The sequence below is a fragment of the Nitrospirillum pindoramense genome, from assembly GCF_007827955.1.
Lineage (GTDB): Bacteria > Pseudomonadota > Alphaproteobacteria > Azospirillales > Azospirillaceae > Nitrospirillum > Nitrospirillum amazonense_B.
This window is the reverse complement of sequence record NZ_VITR01000008.1, coordinates 37,427-56,112: the sequence shown is the minus strand read 5'-3', so window position 1 is coordinate 56,112 and position 18,686 is coordinate 37,427. Positions and strand designations below refer to the sequence as shown.

14 protein-coding genes are annotated in these 18,686 nt (G+C 66.0%); 10 read left to right on the top strand and 4 right to left on the bottom strand.

The window, feature by feature from the left end:
• Position 1 precedes the first annotated feature (1 nt).
• The 3 genes from cyoC (at position 2) to FBZ90_RS14695 (ending at position 2,122) form a co-directional block, all read left to right on the top strand.
• A complete protein-coding gene (gene cyoC, locus FBZ90_RS14705; protein ID WP_145733315.1) occupies positions 2 to 640 on the top strand; it encodes a cytochrome o ubiquinol oxidase subunit III in 639 nt (212 codons plus the stop codon).
• Positions 640 to 1,008: a cytochrome o ubiquinol oxidase subunit IV gene (cyoD, locus tag FBZ90_RS14700; RefSeq protein ID WP_145733313.1), complete on the top strand. Its 369-nt coding sequence runs from the start codon at positions 640 to 642 to the stop codon at positions 1,006 to 1,008. Before cyoC ends, cyoD begins: the two co-directional genes overlap by 1 nt.
• Positions 1,009 to 1,108: 100 nt before the next feature.
• A complete protein-coding gene (locus FBZ90_RS14695; RefSeq protein ID WP_145733311.1) occupies positions 1,109 to 2,122 on the top strand; it encodes a carbon-nitrogen hydrolase family protein in 1,014 nt (337 codons plus the stop codon).
• An 8-nt stretch (positions 2,123 to 2,130) separates the two neighbouring features.
• Here the strand turns inward: FBZ90_RS14695 and FBZ90_RS14690 are convergent, their stop codons facing one another.
• A complete protein-coding gene (locus tag FBZ90_RS14690) occupies positions 2,131 to 3,360 on the bottom strand; it encodes a Ca2+-dependent phosphoinositide-specific phospholipase C (RefSeq protein WP_145733309.1) in 1,230 nt (409 codons plus the stop codon).
• Positions 3,361 to 3,379: 19 nt separating this feature from the next.
• On the bottom strand, positions 3,380 to 5,629 hold the full coding sequence (locus FBZ90_RS14685; protein WP_246130419.1) for a TonB-dependent receptor: 2,250 nt from the start codon (positions 5,627 to 5,629) through the stop codon (positions 3,380 to 3,382).
• Positions 5,630 to 5,950: 321 nt separating this feature from the next.
• Here FBZ90_RS14685 and FBZ90_RS14680 point away from each other — a divergent pair, with 321 nt between their 5' ends.
• Positions 5,951 to 7,153, top strand: coding sequence for a TetR family transcriptional regulator (locus FBZ90_RS14680; RefSeq protein ID WP_186455813.1), 1,203 nt, complete (start codon positions 5,951 to 5,953; stop codon positions 7,151 to 7,153).
• A 104-nt stretch (positions 7,154 to 7,257) separates the two neighbouring features.
• Positions 7,258 to 8,565 (top strand): MFS transporter, encoded by a 1,308-nt coding sequence (locus FBZ90_RS14675; RefSeq protein WP_145733305.1) that lies wholly within the window; start codon positions 7,258 to 7,260, stop codon positions 8,563 to 8,565.
• Between the two features lie 9 nt (positions 8,566 to 8,574).
• Here FBZ90_RS14675 and FBZ90_RS14670 read toward each other — a convergent pair whose 3' ends face one another.
• The gene (locus FBZ90_RS14670; protein WP_211102045.1) at positions 8,575 to 9,702 is read right to left on the bottom strand and encodes an SGNH/GDSL hydrolase family protein; all 1,128 of its coding nucleotides are present in this window, start codon (positions 9,700 to 9,702) and stop codon (positions 8,575 to 8,577) included.
• A gap of 571 nt (positions 9,703 to 10,273) precedes the next feature.
• On the opposite strand from FBZ90_RS14670, the gene FBZ90_RS14665 reads away from it, so the two are divergent.
• From FBZ90_RS14665 to FBZ90_RS14650, 4 genes are all read left to right on the top strand, one after another.
• Positions 10,274 to 13,201 (top strand): TonB-dependent receptor, encoded by a 2,928-nt coding sequence (locus tag FBZ90_RS14665; protein ID WP_211102043.1) that lies wholly within the window; start codon positions 10,274 to 10,276, stop codon positions 13,199 to 13,201.
• 169 nt (positions 13,202 to 13,370) lie between these two features.
• A complete protein-coding gene (locus tag FBZ90_RS14660; protein ID WP_145733301.1) occupies positions 13,371 to 14,906 on the top strand; it encodes a tryptophan halogenase family protein in 1,536 nt (511 codons plus the stop codon).
• Positions 14,907 to 14,920: 14 nt separating this feature from the next.
• Entirely contained in the window at positions 14,921 to 15,613 is a 693-nt protein-coding gene (locus FBZ90_RS14655; protein WP_145733299.1) for a SapC family protein, read from the top strand.
• Positions 15,610 to 16,617, top strand: coding sequence for a cupin-like domain-containing protein (locus FBZ90_RS14650; protein ID WP_145733297.1), 1,008 nt, complete (start codon positions 15,610 to 15,612; stop codon positions 16,615 to 16,617). The genes FBZ90_RS14655 and FBZ90_RS14650 overlap by 4 nt, the downstream gene beginning before the upstream one ends.
• Position 16,618: 1 nt before the next feature.
• On the opposite strand, the gene FBZ90_RS14645 is transcribed toward FBZ90_RS14650, so the two are convergent.
• Positions 16,619 to 18,157 carry a tryptophan halogenase family protein gene (locus FBZ90_RS14645; RefSeq protein WP_246130418.1) on the bottom strand — a complete coding sequence of 513 codons (1,539 nt, stop codon included), beginning with the start codon at positions 18,155 to 18,157 and terminating at the stop codon, positions 16,619 to 16,621.
• A gap of 139 nt (positions 18,158 to 18,296) precedes the next feature.
• Between FBZ90_RS14645 and FBZ90_RS14640 the strand changes: the two genes are divergently transcribed.
• Entirely contained in the window at positions 18,297 to 18,629 is a 333-nt protein-coding gene (locus FBZ90_RS14640) for a hypothetical protein (RefSeq protein ID WP_145733295.1), read from the top strand.
• The last annotated feature ends 57 nt before the right edge of the window (positions 18,630 to 18,686 follow it).

The following is an 18,686-nucleotide window of genomic DNA, read 5'->3' as shown; positions in this document are numbered from 1 at the left end:
CATGAGCACCGCCTTGGCAACCAACACTTCCGCCCACGCTGGCGCCCACGGCGGCGCCCATCACGCCCATGACCATGGGCATGACGACGGCAGCAGGACCGTCCTGGGCTTCTGGCTGTACCTGATGAGCGATTGCCTCATCTTCTCCTGCCTGTTCGCCACCTTCGCCGTGCTGGCCGGCAACGTGGCCGACGCGCCCACGGGCAAGCAGCTGTTCGACCTGCCCTATGTGGCGGGTGAAACGGTGCTGCTGCTGGTCAGCAGCTTCACCTTCGGCCTCGCCATGCTGAACATGCACGCGGGCCGCCAGGCCCAGGTCATCGCCTGGCTGGGCGTGACCTTCCTGGTGGGCGCCGGCTTCATCGGCATGGAGGTGCATGAGTTCGCCAACTTGATTGGCGAGGGCGCCGGCCCGGGGCGCAGCGCCTTCCTGTCCGCCTACTTCACCCTGGTCGGCACGCACGGCCTGCATGTCACCGCCGGCCTGCTCTGGCTGGCGGTCATGATGCACCAGACGGCCAAGTTCGGGCTGGACGGCATCGTGCGCCGCCGCCTGTCCTGCCTCAGCCTGTTCTGGCATTTCCTGGACCTGATCTGGATCTGCGTCTTCACCTTCGTCTATCTGCGGGGGGCCCTCTGATGTCCGCGACCACGCATACCAAAACCGCCAGCGCGGCCCACGGCACGCTGACCTCCTATATCACCGGCTTCATCCTCTGCCTCATCCTGACGGGCCTGTCCTTCGGCGCCGTCATGGGCGGCGTGCTGCCGCCGGAGAAGATCCTGGGCGCCATCAGCGGCCTGGCGGTGGTGCAGTTACTGGTGCAGCTGATCGTCTTCCTGCATCTGGGCCTGGCGCCGGAGCAGCGCAACTACACCGTCATCGGTGCGTTGACCGTGCTGCTGATCGCCACCATCGTCATCGGATCGCTGTGGGTGATGCACAACGCCAACGTGAACATGATGCCGACCCAGATGTCCGTGGAACGGGCCCTGTCCAAAGACTGATGGCTCCCAGGACTGACCGCTGACGGGGCGGCCGTTCGCGGCCGCCCCAACCTCTGTTACGCTCCCCTCCCCCCCGCCCCACCGGAAAGGCCCCCGTCCCATGGTCAATCCCATCGTGCGCGCCGCCGTGGTGCAGGCCGCCCCCGTGATGTTCGACACGCCCGCCACCATCGCCAAGCTGGTGGAGCTGGCGGAACACGCCGCGGTCCAGGGGGCGGAAATCGTGGTCTTTCCCGAGGCCTTTGTCGGCGGCTATCCCAAGGGCCTGAACTTCGGCGCCCATCTGGGCATGCGCAGCCCCGAGGGGCGGGAGGATTTCCGCCGCTATTACGAATCCGCCATCACCATCCCGGGACCGGAGTTCCAGGAAATCAGCGAGGTGGCGCGCCGCGACCGCCTGCACCTGGTGGTGGGCGTCATCGAGCGCGAGGGCGGCACCCTCTATTGCACCGCCCTGATGGTCGGCCCCGACGGCCGCCTGCTGGGCAAGCACCGCAAGCTGATGCCCACGGCGCTGGAACGCCTGGTGTGGGGATTTGGCGACGGATCCACCATCACCGTGGTGGACAGCGCCATCGGCCGCTTCGGCAGCGTCATCTGCTGGGAAAACTACATGCCCCTGTTGCGCATGGCCATGTACGCCAAGGGCATCGAATTTTATTGCGCGCCCACCGTCGATGACCGCGAGACCTGGCTGCCCACCATGCGCACCATCGCGCTGGAGGGGCGCTGCTTCGTGCTGTCATCCTGCCAGTACCTGACCCGCGCCGATTGCCCCGCCGACTATGCCGCCGTGCAGGGCGACGACCCGTCCACCGTGCTGATCCGCGGCGGATCCTGCATCATCGACCCGCTGGGCAACGTGCTGGTCCCACCCTGTTTCGATGGCGAAATGACCCACCTGGCGGACCTGGATCGCCGCCTGATCGCCCGTGGTAAGTACGACCTGGACGTGGCCGGCCACTACGCCCGCCCCGACGTCTTCAGCCTCACGGTGGACGCGCGCCCGAAAAGCCCCGTCACCTTCATGGCACCCCCGCCACTGGGCATAGACCCCCTGGGCGTCGATCCAACGGCGGGGGAGCAGACGATTATCGGAATGAGACGGGACTGAAGCGACGCTCAGTTCCCAGACGGTCGGCAGCCGGGGGCCAACAGGGGGTTGCAACGCGCCGGGCCGCCGCCGGGCAGGCGCACCATATAGTCGGTGCCATAGGCGTTGCCGGGATGTTCGAAGTCGGTGGACACGATCTGGGCGCCGCCGGCGAAGGCCGCCTGGGCCCGCCCCCTGTCGTTCACCTTGGCCTCATAGGTCTCGATGTCGGACCGGGTGCGGATGATGTACCCCTGCCGGACATAGCGGCGGATGTCATCCGCGCGCACCAGGGCGTTGTCCATCAGCAGCACCGCGGCATGGTCCTCCCCCGGCTGCGCCCGCAGGAACGCGACGCGGCCTTTCAGCGAAGGGTGGCCATCAAGATAGGCCAGCGTGCCATCCGGCCCGGAGGCCGTGATCATGAAGAACAGGATCTTGCCGCGCGCCGCCGCCAAGGTGGGCCAGTTGCCCGCCCTCACCGCCTGGTTCAGGGTGGGATAAGCACCGCGCACGTCATCCGGCGTGATCAGCCGCTCCCGCCCCAGGGCGGACAGGATCTCCGCGTCCAGATCATCGAACAGCTTGGCGTCGAAGGGCACGGTCCGCGTCGGGTTCGGCAGGGGGGAGGCGTCATCGACCTTGGCCTCCAGCATGATGAACAGCGGCACATGCCGGGGATGGGCGTCGGACCAGTCGCGGATTTGCCGCAGGCACAGCGCCAGCGTTGGGCAATGGCTGCGGAAGTCGACATCAGGGATGTGCAGCACCTTGTAGCCGGGCTTGTCCAGGTCCGTGCTGTCGAAGGGCAGCAGGTCCTTCACCCCCTGGGCCCGCAGCATACGATAGGCAACCGGGTCGCTGAACGTGCCGCCCTTGGGATCCGGGTTGACATCGATTTCCAGGCTGCGCACCCCGCTGTCGAGCTGCGTCTTGAGGTCGGGGTGGTCGTAGTTCAGCGCCTCCTGGATATTGACGCCGTTGGGATGCTCCTCCTCGAACAGCGCGCGGCGGGCCGGCGGCATTTGCTGGAGACGGCTCATCATCCGCTCGAAGCCGGGCGCGGCGAGCGCCAGGACCCGGGGATCGACCGGCATGGCATAGCTGTTGTGGGTGCCCAGAACTTGAAGCTGGTTGATCTTCAGGGTCTCGGGGGCGCCTGCGACCTCCTCAGCGGCGGATGCCGCACGGGTATCAGGGGCAAACGCCATCATCGCCAGGCCGGCCAGGGCGGCCGCCATCACGGTGTGCTTCATCATCACAGCTCCGGGCGGCGGATCAGAAGGAGTATTGGGCGTAAACGCCGACCGTGCGGTAGGCATCCAGCGAGGTGTAGTGCAGCAGACCCAGGGCGCCGTATTGCTGCCAGCCGGTGGAGAAGTAGGTGTTGAACAGGTTCTTGGCATAGACACCCAGTTGCAGGGCGTCACCGTCCGTACTGATCCCGGCCCGCAGGTTGACCAGGCCATACCCCGGGGTGCGGGAGTATTCCGGCTCACCCACCACGGTGAACATGGTGGAGCGGTAGCTGTAGCTGACCGTTCCGTGGAAGGTCACGTCATTGGCGATGGGCTGGTCATAGGCGGCGCTGAGCGTGGTCATCCAGCGCGGGGAGTTCGTCAGCTTGGTGCCCGTGTAGTCGGTGGTGACGTTGTAGACATAGTCGGTGAACGCCGCGTCCGTGTACGTTACTGAGCCGCTCAGCGTCAGGGCATCGGTGGCGCGCCAGGCCAGGTTCAGTTCCGCACCCTTGCTGGTCAGGCCGCCGGCGTTGCCGATCACCACCTGCGAGACGACGGCGCCGGGCACGGTGGTCAGAATGGACGCCTGGAAGTCGGTGAACTTCTCCTCGAACAGGTCGAAGTTGACGCGGACGCGACGGTCCAGCAGCTCCGACTTCACGCCGACCTCATAGCTCTCCACCGTCTCCGCCTTGTAGGGGTCGTAAAGACTGCCGACGAAGGCGACGCCGCCCGGCTTGTAGCCGGTGGAATACGTGCCATAGACCATGACGTCGTCGGTGATCTTGTACTGCGGGGAAATGCGGTAGGAGAAATTCTGCCCGGAAACCGACCCATAGGTCTGATAGGGCACCTTGCTGGTGCCGATGACCGTGGCCTTGTACCCGACGATGGCGGCGACATCGGCGGTGGGGAAGGTCAGACCCTGGCCGTTGTGGTCATCGCTGAAGCGACCGCCGAAGGCGATGCTGGCCTTGTCGGTCAGGTTCAGCTTGATCTGGCCGAAGGCGGCGGCGGTGCGGTTGCGGGCCTTGAAGCGGGCCTCATTGCCACTGCCGTAGGGCGAGGTGGTGCTGTAGAAGGTGGTGAGGGGCTGCCCGCTGGCGCTCACCAGCGGCTGGCCGGCGGTATAGAGCTGCAACTGCGTCTGGTCGGCGGTCAGGACGTTGAAGTAGGCGCCCCCCAGGTATTCCAGGAACTGGCCGGTGGGGGAGGCCCAGCGCACTTCCTGGCTGAACTTGGTCGTGTCCAGGCGGCCCTGGTTGTAGGGGATGTAGGCGTAGATATTCCCCGGCACGAGGTCGGCCGGCGTGTCGTTGTCGTATGTGGTGTAGCGCAGGGCGGTGATGGCCGTCAGGGTGTCGCTGCCGATGTCGGCCTTGACCCGCAGGGATCCGCCGTATTCATCGGTGCGGATGCCGCCCTCGGACCCGTCGGCGCTGTCCACATTTTCCGTGCCCGGGGTAACGCCCAGGGCGATTTCCGCCGCCGTGACCTTGGCCGGCGCGCCAGACACCGCCGTCCGTACCGTGGTGTCCCAGTGGTGGGCGTAGTCGCCGGCGGCCAGAATCTCGATGGTGTCCGTCGGCTGGATCAGCAGCTTGACGCGGGTGCCGTAATCCTCGAAGGACCCCAGCGTCTTGTGCAGCACCGTGTACTCGCCGTGCCCGTCCTGGCCCTGGTAAAAGGCCGACATGCGCAAGGCCGCCTGATCGCCCAACGGCACGTTGACCCGGGCGCTGTCGATCTTGTCGTTGTTTTCGCCGTAGCTGGCGGCCACCTTGCCCGAGAAGCGGCCCAATTCGGGATCGTTGGTGGTGATGGCGATGACGCCGGAGGTGGCGTTCTTGCCAAACAGGGTGCCCTGGGGCCCCATCAGCACGTCCACGCGCTTGATGTCATCCAGGCCGGTAAGGCCATTGTCCCGCTGGCCGTCCATGACCACGTCGTCAACCACGATGCTGACCGACTTCTCATTGGAAAAGTCGAAGGATTCGCTGCCCACGCCGCGGATCTGGAAGGCCGCGCCCTGGGTGGGGTCGTATTGCAGACCGGGCACCATGTATTGCAGGTCGGTCACCGACTGGTAGCCCGACTCCTCGATCGCCTTGCCGCTGAGGGAGGTGATGGAAATGGGAACGTCCTGCACGCTCTCAGCCCGGCGTTGCGCTGTCACCACCACCTCCTCCAGGGACTGCGGGGCGTCGGACTCAAGTGCAGCGGCGCTGGCACCGCCCGTGGCCAGCATGGTCGCGCCCATGAGCACGGTGATCCGATTTTTCCACATCGATGTCTTCCCTGGATTGGCAAAGGGGGATTGGCAGAAGGGGGTGGACATGCGGTCACCAGCGGGACGGCCGTCCGAAGTCCCGGGGCTTTTAACCCAGGACCAGACGGACGCCGAATGAAGAGATTATGACGCTTGTACGGATTTATGGCGGCTGTGCGAGCCAGCCGACACGAGAGAGTGGCATCGACGCAGGACATCCACCACCCCGCGATGAGGGGCAATAGTGCTATTATTTTCAATATGCGCTTGGAAATCTGCGCCATCCGATGGCACCATACGTCCAACCGAAGCCCCGCCCGCCGCTCGCCACCCCACCCCATGATCGATAATCAACAGAACATCTGTACGGACCTCCTGCCCGCCAGCCTCAGGCTGGTGGCCCAGGAGGGCTTGGGGGCGTTTAGCCTGCGGCGCCTGGCGGCCGCGGCGGACACCAGCCTGTCGGCCCTGTCCTATCGCTTCGGAAAGAAGGAGCATCTGATCGCGCAAGTGATCGCCGCCGCCCATGACCAGGACCGGGACTTCTGGCGTGAGTGGGACCATCGGGTGGACGCCATGTCGGGCTTGTCCGGCCTTGCCCTGGCGGATATCGCCGAGGCGGTGCTGGAGGCGTTGACGGTCCGGCATCCGGCGCGCAGCCTGTTTTTCTGCGAACTGGTCCAGGCCAGCGCTTGGGATGAGACGGTGCGGGCGGCGCTGGCGCCCTGGCTGGCGACCCGGCTGGCGTTCTGGCGGCGGCTGTGCGCCCGGGCAGCGAACGTCGCCGGTCCACAGGTCGACCTAGCCCTCTTGCTGCACGCCTACAGCATTGACGAAACAGCCTTCAGCCTGAGCCTGAGGGGGCACGCCCCCTATGCCTGGCTGCGCAAGCTGGGCTTGCGGCGCCTCTGCACCCCCCAGGCCCCGGCGGAAAACAGGGCGGCGGATGAGCGGCTGTTCCAGGTGTTTTACAATGAATCCGCCACGGTGCCCGACACCGTCGCGGTGGACCGGGGTGATGTCGTGCGCACACCCTTGGAAACCCAAGCCATGGCGCACGCCGCCGCCCTGATCGTGCGCGAGGGGGCGGAGGCGGTGACCCATCGCGCCGTGGCCAAGGCGGCCAACGTGCCGGCATCCACGCTGGCCTATCGCTTCCGGCGTCAGGAGGACCTGCTGAAAGCCGGCCTGGAGGGCATCATCCGGCAGATGTGGCAGGAGGTGGAGACACCGCCGGCCGGCGCCCCGGAGGGCGGCAACGCGCCCATCGCCCGTGGCACCTACGCCATCGCGCTGGCAGCGGCGCGGCGGCCGGAACTGGTCGCCTGCGCCGCCGCGATGCGGCGCCGGCGGGGTGAAAACATCAACCGCTATTTGACCGTCCGGTCCGGCACGCCGCATCATCACGATCCGCTGACGACCCAAGCCCTGGCGGTCACACGGCTGGGACAGCGCATGCTGGAAGGCCGGCATCCCGACCAGACCGCGGCCACGGCCGCCGTCGTGCAGGCGTTGGAGGGCTGGTTGGGCACAAAAATTTAACACTGGGCGCACCCCCGACCGGGTGATGATCCCGCCCCCCACCAGCTCGGTCCGGAAACGTGCGGTCACCCAGGGTATCCTCCGTCTTTGATTGGCCGAGGCTCATGATCTTGGCGGGCCCTGGCATTCCGTTTGTCGCCTTCTACGGGTCGATCACCCTGGTTTTCCCGACCTATCTCACCCAGCATTTCGGCTTTTCCCTGGGTGCGGCCGCGACGGTGTTGTCCGCGGTCCGCCTGTGGGAAACGGGGATCGCCCCCCTGGTCGGCGCCCTGTCCGACGCGACCGCCAGCCGCTTCGGCCGCCGCATCGTCTGGATGGCGGCGGCGGCCCCCATTGTCCTGGCAGCCACCACCCTCCTCTATTTCGCGCCGCCGGACTTGCCGGCCGGGGTCCTCACGGCGGCGCTGCTGGCCCTGGGCACGGGTTGGACCATGATCAACGTGCCCCACGGCGCCTGGGCCCTGGAAATCAGCAACCGGACGGAAGACCGCGCCCGCATCTTCGGCATGCGGCAGTTCGTGGGCTACGGCGCCATGATCCTGTTCCTGCTGGGGCCGGCGGTAACGGAACGCTGGTGGCCGGACAGGGGCGTCGCGGGACAGATGGCCTTGGTCGGCGGCCTTATCCTGGTGTCCCTGCCGGCCAGCCTCGCCTTGCTGGCCCGTCTGGTGCCGGAACGGCCGGCGGCGCCCAGTCCGCTGGCGGCCCGCCAGGTCTGGCGCGTCTATGTCCTGCCACTGCGAAAGCCGGCGTTCGCGCCCGTGGCGGCGCTGTTTGCCGCCATGGGCATATACACCGCCGTCGAATCCGCGCTGTACCTGTTCCTGGTGCGCGCGGGCCTGGGACTGGAAGCCTGGGGCATGAGCCTGCTGTTGCTGCAGTTCACCTGTGGCCTGGCCTCCATTCCCATCTGGCTGGGTGTCCGCCGCCGCTGGGGCACCGTACCGACCCTGCGCCTGGTGGCGGCATTGCAGGGGGTGTCATCCTTGGCGTTGGCTTTCCTGCCCCACGGCCAATTGGCCCCATTCCTGGGACTCGCGATCCTGCGCGGCATGGTCAATGGCACGGAGTTCATCCTGATCCGCACCCTGCTGGGCGGGCTGTTGGAAGACCACACCGCCAGGCACGCCGACGTTCCCGCGGCCAGCTATTACGCCTCGTTCCACTTCCTGTTCGATGTCGCCGCCGCCCTTACCACCTTCGTCGTGTTGCACGCCCTGGCCGGAACCGGCTTCGACCCGCGCGCCGCGGGCGTCACCGGCCCCGATCAGGCGGAACGCATCAAATGGCTGGCGACCATCGCCTTGAGCATGCCCCCACTTCTGACGCTGGGGTTGCTCTGCCGCATGCCGCCCCTGCCAGGCGGACGGATGCCGGCATCCGTCTCCTCCGCCCTGCGGTCAAGCTGAGGCCGGCCCTCACTTCCCCGACCAGACGTCGGGATGGGCATCCATATAATCACCCAGCGCCTGGGCGATCTTGGCGTCGTCCGCCAGGCTGGGGTGGGCGTGGCAGCCGGTGAAGGCGATGTTATGCATGGGCAGGAAGGCCACGCGGCGCTCACCAGCCGCCTGCAGTTTCTCCGCCACCTTCGCCACCTCGTCCCTGATCTCGCCGTCGGCCATGTCGGTCGCCCACAACAGGAAATAGGCCTGCGGGTTACGGGCGCGCAGGCCCTGGACGAAGCGCACATACGTCGCCTCGTAATCCGCGTGCAGGGCGTCGCGCGTCGCCCACTTCTCCCCCGCATGCAGCGGCGTGGTGAAGTCGTTGGTGCCCAGGGCGATGACGATGACCTGGGGATGCCAGGCCGCATCTTCATAACGGATGGCATGGTCGAACAGGGTGTAGGGGTAGGCTTCCGGCAGGGTATCGGCGGCGAAGCCATTGTAATTGCGCACGATGCCCCGACCGGAAATGGCGTTCACCTGATAGTCGGCGCCGTAGCGGCCGGCCAGGCGCGGCGCGATCCCCTGCGAGGTGTCGGTGGTGTTCCACACCTCCGCCACCGTGCACGTCGCCTGGAAGGCGGTCTGGTCCGCCGTGTTGCCATAGCCCACGGTGTGGCTATCGCCAATGAACTCGATCTGCCGGGTGCGAGCCGGCAGGGGCAGCGCGGTGACACCCGCCGGGGCGTAAAAGCCGCCGAAGGTGCTGGGGCCAGCCTGGGTTTCGCTGGCCGTGTCCACACGCAGCGTGTGCGCGCCGGCGCGCAGCCCGGCGACGCGGTAGACTCCCGGCGCGGGCTTCACCAGCGCGACCGGCGCGCCACCGTCGACGCTGACACGCAGGCTGACATCCCCGGGCCCGATACGGAACAGCGCCGACGCGCCGCGAAACCGAGTTTCCACATACGTGCCCGGCCACTGGCGACGAAAGCCGCCATCGGAACCGTCCGCCAGCACCCGGCCACCAATACGGCTGGCAAGCGGGGCGGCACCTGACGGCAGGTCGGCGACCGGCTCGACCTTCGGAACGGCTTCACCAGCCAGGACCGGCCCCGCCGCCAAGGCGACCGCCATCGTCAAAACGAACAGAGATTTCACCGCTGATCCTCCCAACCGCCCTTCCTTGGGCGCCCTCACCAGGCAAAGCCGCCGGAGAGTAACGATACCGACGGCCGGCTTCCAGCCCGGAACGGCGGATGACGCCGCGCGGTCGTGGGGCCCTGCCGGGAGCCGGTCAAAAACGCCTGAGTCCCGCTCCAATGCTGCCGTCGGGGCCAGAAAAGCGCCCGTGAAACCGCCGCCACCCACCCATTGGCGCCCGGAATGATGGTGCAAATGACACACTTACGCCCCCAAATTCGCAATGTTCAGATTTTTGTCGCCCCTACCCACACCCTGTGGTAGCGTTACCATTGCATAGGGTTGGGGGCTTGCCACGACAGTGGTGGCTTTAGAATTACTCTAGCGAACGGGAGGAGGAACGCAGGCCGGCAAATGATGCCGCCTGCCTGTATGACATAAGCCTTACGCGGTATTTTGCATATAAATATGATAGCGCTAACAGAAACTGTTGGCGTGCCCGTATTTATCTGCCCCGTTTCGGCATATCACAAACAAAACCGTCTTTTTAAGACTAGGGAGGGATAATATGGTGAAGCTACAAAGAAAAATGGGAGCGTCCAAGTCAACGGCGCTGACTGTTCGCAAGGCTGTTCTTGCCGGCGTCTCGCTGGCGGCCCTTGCGGGACTGAGCGCGCCCGCGTTCGCGCAAACAACACAGGCCAGCCCGGCACAGGGCGGCGGCAATTCCGACACGCTGGAAGACATCGTCGTCACCGGCATCATCGGCTCTCTACAACGTAACCTCGATATCAAGCGCGAGGCGAACGGCATCGTCGACGCCATTTCGGCGGAGGATATCGGCAAGTTCCCCGATTCCAACGTCGCGGCCTCGATGCAGCGCATTCCCGGCGTGTCCATCAGCCGCGGCACCAGCAGCATGGGCGGCGTGCCCACCTCCACCGGTGACGCCACCGCCATCACGGTGCGCGGCTTCGGCCCCAGCTTCAACGAAACGCTGTTCGACGGCCGCGTTTCCGCCTCGGCCGCCAGTTCCGGCCGCGGTTTCGACTTCAGCTCCGTCAGTTCCGACTTTATCGGCCAGATCGACGTGCTGAAGTCACCGGACGCCTCCCTGTCGGCGGGCGCCATCGGCGCCACGGTGAACATCAAGTTCCCCAAGCCGCTGGATCATCCCGGCTTCCGGGCCGCCGGCTCCGTTTCCGGCACCTACGCCACCGACGCGGACGGCGCCTCGCCCAACGGCGCCCTGATGGTCAGCGACACCTTCGCCCACAACACCTTTGGCATCTTGCTGGCCGGCGGTTTCAACGAAACCCAGACCCGTGGCAACCATGTGAACAACCAGGGTTGGATCGGCACCACCGCCACCTCCCCCGTTACAGATCCAGTCAATTATCATTTCGCCAGCTTGGCGCCCGGAGTCAAAGAGGGCACCCCCGCTTGGTTCATCCAGGACTATGGCATCTACCAGGAACACAGCGATACCATCCGCAAATCCGCCCGCCTGGCCTTGCAGTGGCAGCCGTCCGACCAAATCGAAGTCACCTTGAACGATGACTTCCAGCGCGAGGACGCGCACCAGAACCAGTACGGCTATAGCATCTGGTTCAACTCAAAAAATATGCAGAACGTGAAGCTGAACAGCAACGGGTCGGTGATTGACTTCGTTCAGCCCAACACGCCCACCGATTTCCAGGCGCAGTACAACAGCCAGGTTCTGCAGAACAACCTGTATGGCCTGAACGTCAAGTGGACGCCGACCAATAACTGGACCGTCACGGTCGATGCGGCGCGGTCCGAATCCTGGCAAAATCCGGGCGATCAGCTGACCAGCCTGGACGCCGATGTCGGCTACGGCTCGTGCGCCAGCGGCACCTGCATCAACACCAACAACGTGGGCATCACCGGCGTCGCGGCCGGCGCCCTGCCCTATCCCACCGTCTACGGGCCCGGTGGTAACACGTCGCAGTTCACCAACGGCTTCATCGGGTCGCACGTCTTCCCAATGACGTCGACGCGCAACTACAACGTCATCGACCAGGGCAAGGTCGAAGGCCAGTGGAAAAGTGGCGACACCACCATCCGCTTCGGCATGCAGTACATCGACAACAAGGAAGACCTGGCCAGCTACGACACCTTCACCAACAGCAATTGGCAGGCGTACAGCGGGTATGGTCCGGCGTCGGGTTCGCCCACCGGCGTGGCGCTGCCGCAGAGCTGGTTCACCCAGACCTTCAGCACCGCCAACTTCATCCCCGGCTTCGCCAACAACGGCAACCTGCCCTCGCAGATCCTGATGGCCAACCCGGGCCAGATCCTGAACTACCTGCAATCCCTGGGCAATCCGCAGACCAAGAACATCCCGGGCTTCAATTATGGCTGCTGCACCCCGCCCTTCGACGGCACCTATCGCCTGATCCTGTCGCCAGGCTCCAAGCGGAACATCGAAGAAGAAACCTACGCCCCCTATGTCGCGGCGACGTTCAAGACCGATGTGGCCAACATGCCGTTGAAGGTGAATCTCGGCGTCCGTGAGGAAATCACCCATGTCATTTCTTCCGGTCTGGGCCAAACTCCAACCGCCTTCACCGTGACCCCGGGCGACAAGACCGCGTTCACGGTGGCCTACGGCCCCGTCAGCACGGTCGAGGGCACCAACAATTACCAGTACATGCTGCCTAACCTGGATCTGACCTTGGGCGTCACGGACGACCTGCAAGTGCGCTTCAACGCGTCGCGCACCCTGACCCGTCCGCCACTCAACAACATGACTCCGGTGTACAGTATTTCCACGCAGCGCGTTGGCACGGTATCGGCCTCAGGCGGCAATCCCAACCTGATGCCCTACTTGTCGGATAACCTGGATATTGGTGCCGAGTATTATTACCAGCGTAACTCCTACGTCGCCTTGGATGGCTTCATGAAGAGCGTCAGCAACTTCGTGATCGGCGGCACGTCGCAGAAGAGCTTCGCCGGCGTCATCGATCCGACCACGGGCCACGACGTGCAGTACAGCTATAGCACCTACGTCAATGGACCAACCGCCGAGGTCTATGGCCTGGAAATGTCCGTCCAGCATGTGTTTGATGACACCGGCTTCGGCTTCCAGGCCAACGCCACCGTCGTCGGCACCAACAAGCCCTACGACCCGTTGAACCTGGCGGTCAGCAACTTCGCGGTCACGGGCCTGGCCAACTCCGCCAACTTCGTCGGCTTCTTCGACAAGTACGGCTTCCAGGCGCGCATCGCCGTCAACTGGCGTGATGAGTACCTGGACCACTTCGGCCAGGCGCAGGGCGGCTCCATCTTCGGGTCCGAGCCGACCTTCGTCGATCCGGCCTGGGAAGTGGATTTCAGCACCAGCTACGACATCAACCAGTATGTGAGCGTCTACTTCGAAGCCTTGAACCTGAGCAACGAGACCTACTCGACCCACGGCCGGTACAAGGAACAGCTGCTGGATGCCGTCGCCTATGGGCAGCGGTACACCATCGGCGCCCACTTCAAGTACTGAGTTTGTTTGTGAGCGTACCTTCCTCCTGACCTCCGGGGGCCGCCGTGGCACGTGGCGGCCCCTTTTTTCCCTCTGGAGCGACAGGGGAAAGGCCCTACACTGGCGCAAAATCGGTTGCCGAGGACCCCGTCAGGGAGGCGGGACGGCACCCCAGACCCAGGATGCCTTCATGGACCGTCCCATCCAGCATATCGTCATCGTCGGCGGCGGCACCGCCGGCTGGCTGACCGCCGGCATCGTCGCCGCCCGGCACAAGGCGCGCATGGCCGCCGGCTTCAAGGTGACCTTGGTGGAATCGCCCAACGTCGCCATCATCGGCGTGGGCGAGGGCACGTGGCCCACCATGCGCACCACGCTGGAAAAGATGGGCGTGTCGGAGACGGAATTCTTCCGCCATTGCGACACCGCCTTCAAGCAAGGCGGCAAATTCGTGGGCTGGACCACCGGCGCCGCGGACGACGCCTATTACCATCCGCTGATGCTGCCCCATGGCTGGTCGCAGGTGAACCTGGCACCCCATTGGCTGCAGGACGCGCGGGGGCGGACCTTTTCCGCCGCCGTCTGCCCGCAGGAGAGCATCTGCGAGGAAGGCTTGGCGCCCAAGACCATCGCCACCCCCGAATACAGGGGGCTGGCCAACTACGCCTATCACCTGGACGCCGGCAAGTTCGCCAGCTTCATGCAGCGGCATTGCACGGAGAAGCTGGGGGTCCACCATATCCTGGCCGATGTGACCGAGGTCCGGCAGGATGAGAACGGCGACATCACCAGCCTGGTGACCGTACAGTCGGGCGAGATCGCCGGTGACCTGTTCGTGGATTGCACCGGCTTCCACGCCCTGCTGATCGGCAAGACCCTGGGCGTGGGATTCAAGGAATGCCGCGACGTGCTGTTCTGCGATACGGCCCTGGCCGTGCAGGTCCCCTATGAGACCGCGGACGCCCCCATGGCGTCGCAGACCATCGCCACCGCCCAGTCGGCCGGCTGGATCTGGGACATCGCCCTGCCCACCCGGCGCGGGCTGGGCTACGTCTATTCCAGCGACCATATTGATGAAGAGGCGGCGCGGGCCGAACTGGCGCGCTATGCCGGCACGCAGGCCGAGGCGCGCAAAATCCCCATCCGCGGCGGCCACCGCGAGACGTTCTGGAAAAACAATTGCGTGGCCGTGGGGCTGGCCGCCGGGTTCCTGGAACCGCTGGAGGCCTCCGCCATCATGCTGATCGAACTGTCGGCCAAGATCATCGCCGAACAGCTGCCCGCGCGTCGCAGCGTCATGGACATCGTGGCCCGCCGCTTCAACGAGGTGACGCGCTATCGCTGGGGCCGCATCATTGACTTCCTGAAGCTGCATTACGTCCTGACCCAGCGGACGGACACGGCCTTCTGGCGGGACAATGTCGATCCCGCCTCCGTCCCTGCGCGCTTGCAGGACCTGCTGCGGCTGTGGAAATACCGCGCCCCGTGGTTCCTGGATGAGTTCGATCGGCTGGAGGAGGTGTTCCCCGCCGCCAGCTATCAATATGTGCTGTACGGCATGGGGTTCCGCACCGAGGTGGACCCGGCCGAGAACGGCGCCGACACCACCCTGGCCAGCCGTATCTTGGAGGAGAACGCGGCCATGGCGCAAAAGATGCGCGCCAACCTGCCCAAGAACCGCGACCTGGTCCGCAAGATCCGCGACCACGGCATGCAATCGATCTGAGCCTGACGGGACCCATGACCAACATCGCCATCGTCAACGCCCACACCCACCGCGATCTGCATGTGAAGGCCAAGGCCAGCCCCGCCTTCGATGCCAAGCATTTCGTCGCCGTCATCGTGGCCGAGTTCCCGCTGCTGGCCGTCCAGTGCCCCATCCTGTTTTCCAAGGATGCGGAAACCGGCGCCTTCCTGTGCGGCGCCGTGCTGGGTTTCCAGCAGAACGAGAACCTGTTCCTGACCCAGGAGGGCTGGCAGGGCTATCGTCCCCTCAATCTTCAGCGCGGCCCCTTCTACACCGTGGGCGACGACCTGGGCATCGACCTGGACGACGCCCGGGTCGGCCGGGACGTGGGTGAACCCCTGTTTGGCGCCAATGGCGAGATGACGCCCTATCTGAAGGGCATCATCGCCGCGATGCAGGAACTGCGCCCGGGGCTGGAGCGGACCAAGCGCTTCATCGACACGCTGATCGGCCTGAAGCTGATCGAGCCCATCGACATCAGCCTCAGCTTCGACGACGGCAGCCAGTTGCAACTCGACGGCCTGTACACCATCGACCGTGACGCCCTGCGCGCCCTGCCCGACGCGGCGGTGCTGGACCTGTTCCGCCGGGGCTACATGCAGCTGATCTATCTGATGATCGCGTCGCTGAAGCACATCCCCCTGATGGCGGAGCGCAAGAACAAGCGGCTGACGGCGGCGCCATGACGTCGGCTGTCGACGAACGCGACGGCCGCACGCTCATCTCCGCGGATCAGTTCCGGGAAGAGGTGGTGACCGCCTGCCGGCCCCTGGTGCTGCGCGATCTGGTGGCCCACTGGCCGGCGGTGGACCAGGGGGGCCCTGGCGCCTTGCGCGATTACCTCGCCCGCTTCGGACCCGGCATCGCGATGGAAACCTTCGTCGGCCCGCCGGACATCCGGGGCCGGTATTTCTACGCCGATGGCCTCAAGGGCTTCAATTTCGAGCGCCGGACCCTGCGCCTGGCCGAGGCGCTGGACCAGATGGTGCAGGCGCTGGACGATCCGAACGCCCCGACGCTGTACGCCGGCTCCCTGGCGCTGGACGACCATTTGCCGGGCTTCACGACGGAAAACGTCATGCCCCTGTTGCCACCCGGCGTCGCTGGGCGCATCTGGCTGGGCCATGCCTCCCGCGTCGCCACCCATTACGACGCCTTCGAGAACCTGGCGTGCATCGTGGCCGGGACGCGGCGCTTCACCCTGTACCCGCCCTCGGCGGTCGGCGATCTCTACGTCGGGCCCATCGACAACACCCTGTCCGGCCAGCCGGTCAGCCTGGCGGCGTCCGACCCCGACAACCCCGCCTATCCCCGGTTCCAGGCCATTCGCGACCAGGCGCTGGTGGCGGACCTCAATCCGGGCGATGCCCTGTTCCTGCCCAAGCTGTGGTGGCACCAGGTGGAGGCTACGGCCCCGTTCAACGGCATGGTCAACTATTGGTGGGATGCCTTCGCCGCCGGGCCGGACGCGCCCTTCACCAGCCTGCTCCTGGCCATGATCACCCTGGCCGAACGGCCGGAAGCGGAGCGCCAGGCCTGGCGGGCCTTCTTCGACCATTACGTCTTCCGCCCCCAGGGCCATCCTCTGGCCCACCTGCCGGCGGAGCAGCATGGGGTGCTGGGTCCCCTGAAGGCGGGCAATTACGGCCGCCTCCGCGCCCGGGTGATGCAGCTGTTGCGCGGGGGGTGACCTAACCCGCCGCCGCGCAATGCCGGTCGATAAAGGCCTGATGGTGGGGCATCGTCTGGACCACGCGGCCGATGACGTCGTGGATATTGGCCAGGCCCCCCCGGATCTTGTCGGGATCCAACAGGTCGGTCATGGGATCGGGACGGCGGGGACGGATATCCTGGCCGGTGAAGACATAGAGCCAGCTTTGCTCCGGGAACAGCTCGGTATCCTCGCGCTGGATACGGCCGTAGCCCTGGAACAGCTCGATCTTGGCCCGCAGGCTGTCGGGCCATTCGATGCCGGCGCAATGGCGCCAGAAATCGCTGTCCCGCCGCTGGCCGGTGGCGTAGTGCAGCACCAGGAAATCCCGGATCCGCTCATACTCGAAGGCCAGCATGCGGTTATAGCGGGCAATATCCGCCGGCTCGCAATGCCGGTCCGGCAGCATCTGGATGAACAGGGCCAGCCCGCGATGGACCATGTGGATGCTGGTGGATTCCAGCGGCTCCAGGAAGCCGCTGGCCAGACCCAGGGACAGGCAGTTGCGCTTCCAGCTTTCCCGCCGACGGCCGGTGACGAAGCGCAACACGCGCGGGTCGGCCAGGGGCTTGCCCGCCAGGTTGGACAACAGCGTTTCCCGCGCCGCCTCGTCGCTCAGGAAATCGCGGGCGTATACCACGCCGTTGCCCTCGCGGTGCTGCAGGGGGATGCGCCATTGCCAGCCGGCCGACCGCGCCGCCGCCAGGGTGTAGGAGGGCGGCGGCCCCGCCCGTTCGCTGGGGACGGCGACGGCACTGTCGCAGGGCAGGAACCGCTGCCAGTTCTCATAGCCGGCCTGCAGGGCCTCCTCGATCAGCAGGCCACGGAATCCGCTGCAATCGATGAAGAAATCACCGTCGATGCGGCGGCCATCCTCAAGGCGCAAGGCCTCGATGAAGCCGTCTTCGGGGCGCAGGTCCACCCGCACCACGCGGCCCTCCACCCGGGTGACGCCGCGCGCCTCGGAATAGCCGCGCAGATAGCGCGCAAACAGCGCGGCGTCGAAATGCAGGGCATAGGTGATGCCCTCCAGGGGGGAGCCGGGCGCCTGCACCGGGCGCATGAACCGGTTGTGCGCCGCCGCCATGGCCTGCAGCGAATATTCCTCCAGCGGGGCGGCGTCACCGGCCAGGCGCTGGCGCATCCAATAGGCGGGGAAGCCTATCCCCTCCATCTCGAAGCCGGTGCGGCCGAAGGGATGGAAATAGGAATGGCCCACGCGGGTCCAATCCTGGAAACGGATGCCCAGCTTGAAGGTGGCGTTGGTCTGCCGGATCAGGTCGTCCTCATCGATCCCCAGCACGCGGATGAAGTTCATGATGGGGGGGATGGTCGCCTCCCCCACGCCGATGGTGCCGATCTGTTCGGATTCCACCAGTTGGATATCGCACTTCAGGTTGCGCAGGAAACGGGCCAGGCTGGCCGCCGCCATCCACCCGGCGGTGCCGCCGCCCACGATGACGATGCGCCGCAATGGCGCGTTGGTAGCGGTATCATTCGAAGCGTGCGACGTGGCCATGCGTTGGCTCCCCGGCGGTTTCTCTCCCTGTTGCTTTCCTTTTAGCGCGGCGCGCCGCCCCGCGTTACAACTTTCTGTGGCAGCCGCTTTCCCATCTTGGGACTTGAAGCCGGCGGCGGTCATCGCCAGATTGGCGGCCATGCGCTGGTTGCTCGCCCTTCTGCTGCTGTTCACGGCGGTGTTCGACGGCCCGTCCCTGACCGAAATGGCAGGCGGCGCGCCGACGTGCGGCGTCACGCAGGAGCATGTGGCGGTGGAGGGCGCGCCTGACCCCACCGATGGCCTGCGCCACAGCGCGGTCCATTTCCATGCCGGCCAGGGCCCCTGCGGCCATGTCCATGTGGCGGACGCCGTCGGCCCCGCCTTCGTGCCGGGCCCGGGCGTCCGCATCCGGCCGGCGGCCCTACCCCCGCTGGACCAGCCCTACACCACCCGCACCATCGCCCCCCCGGACCGGCCCCCGGCCGCCTGATCGATTCCATCCCACGCCGCGGCACCTGATGCCCGTCCCGCCGGGAAGGGCCCGGGT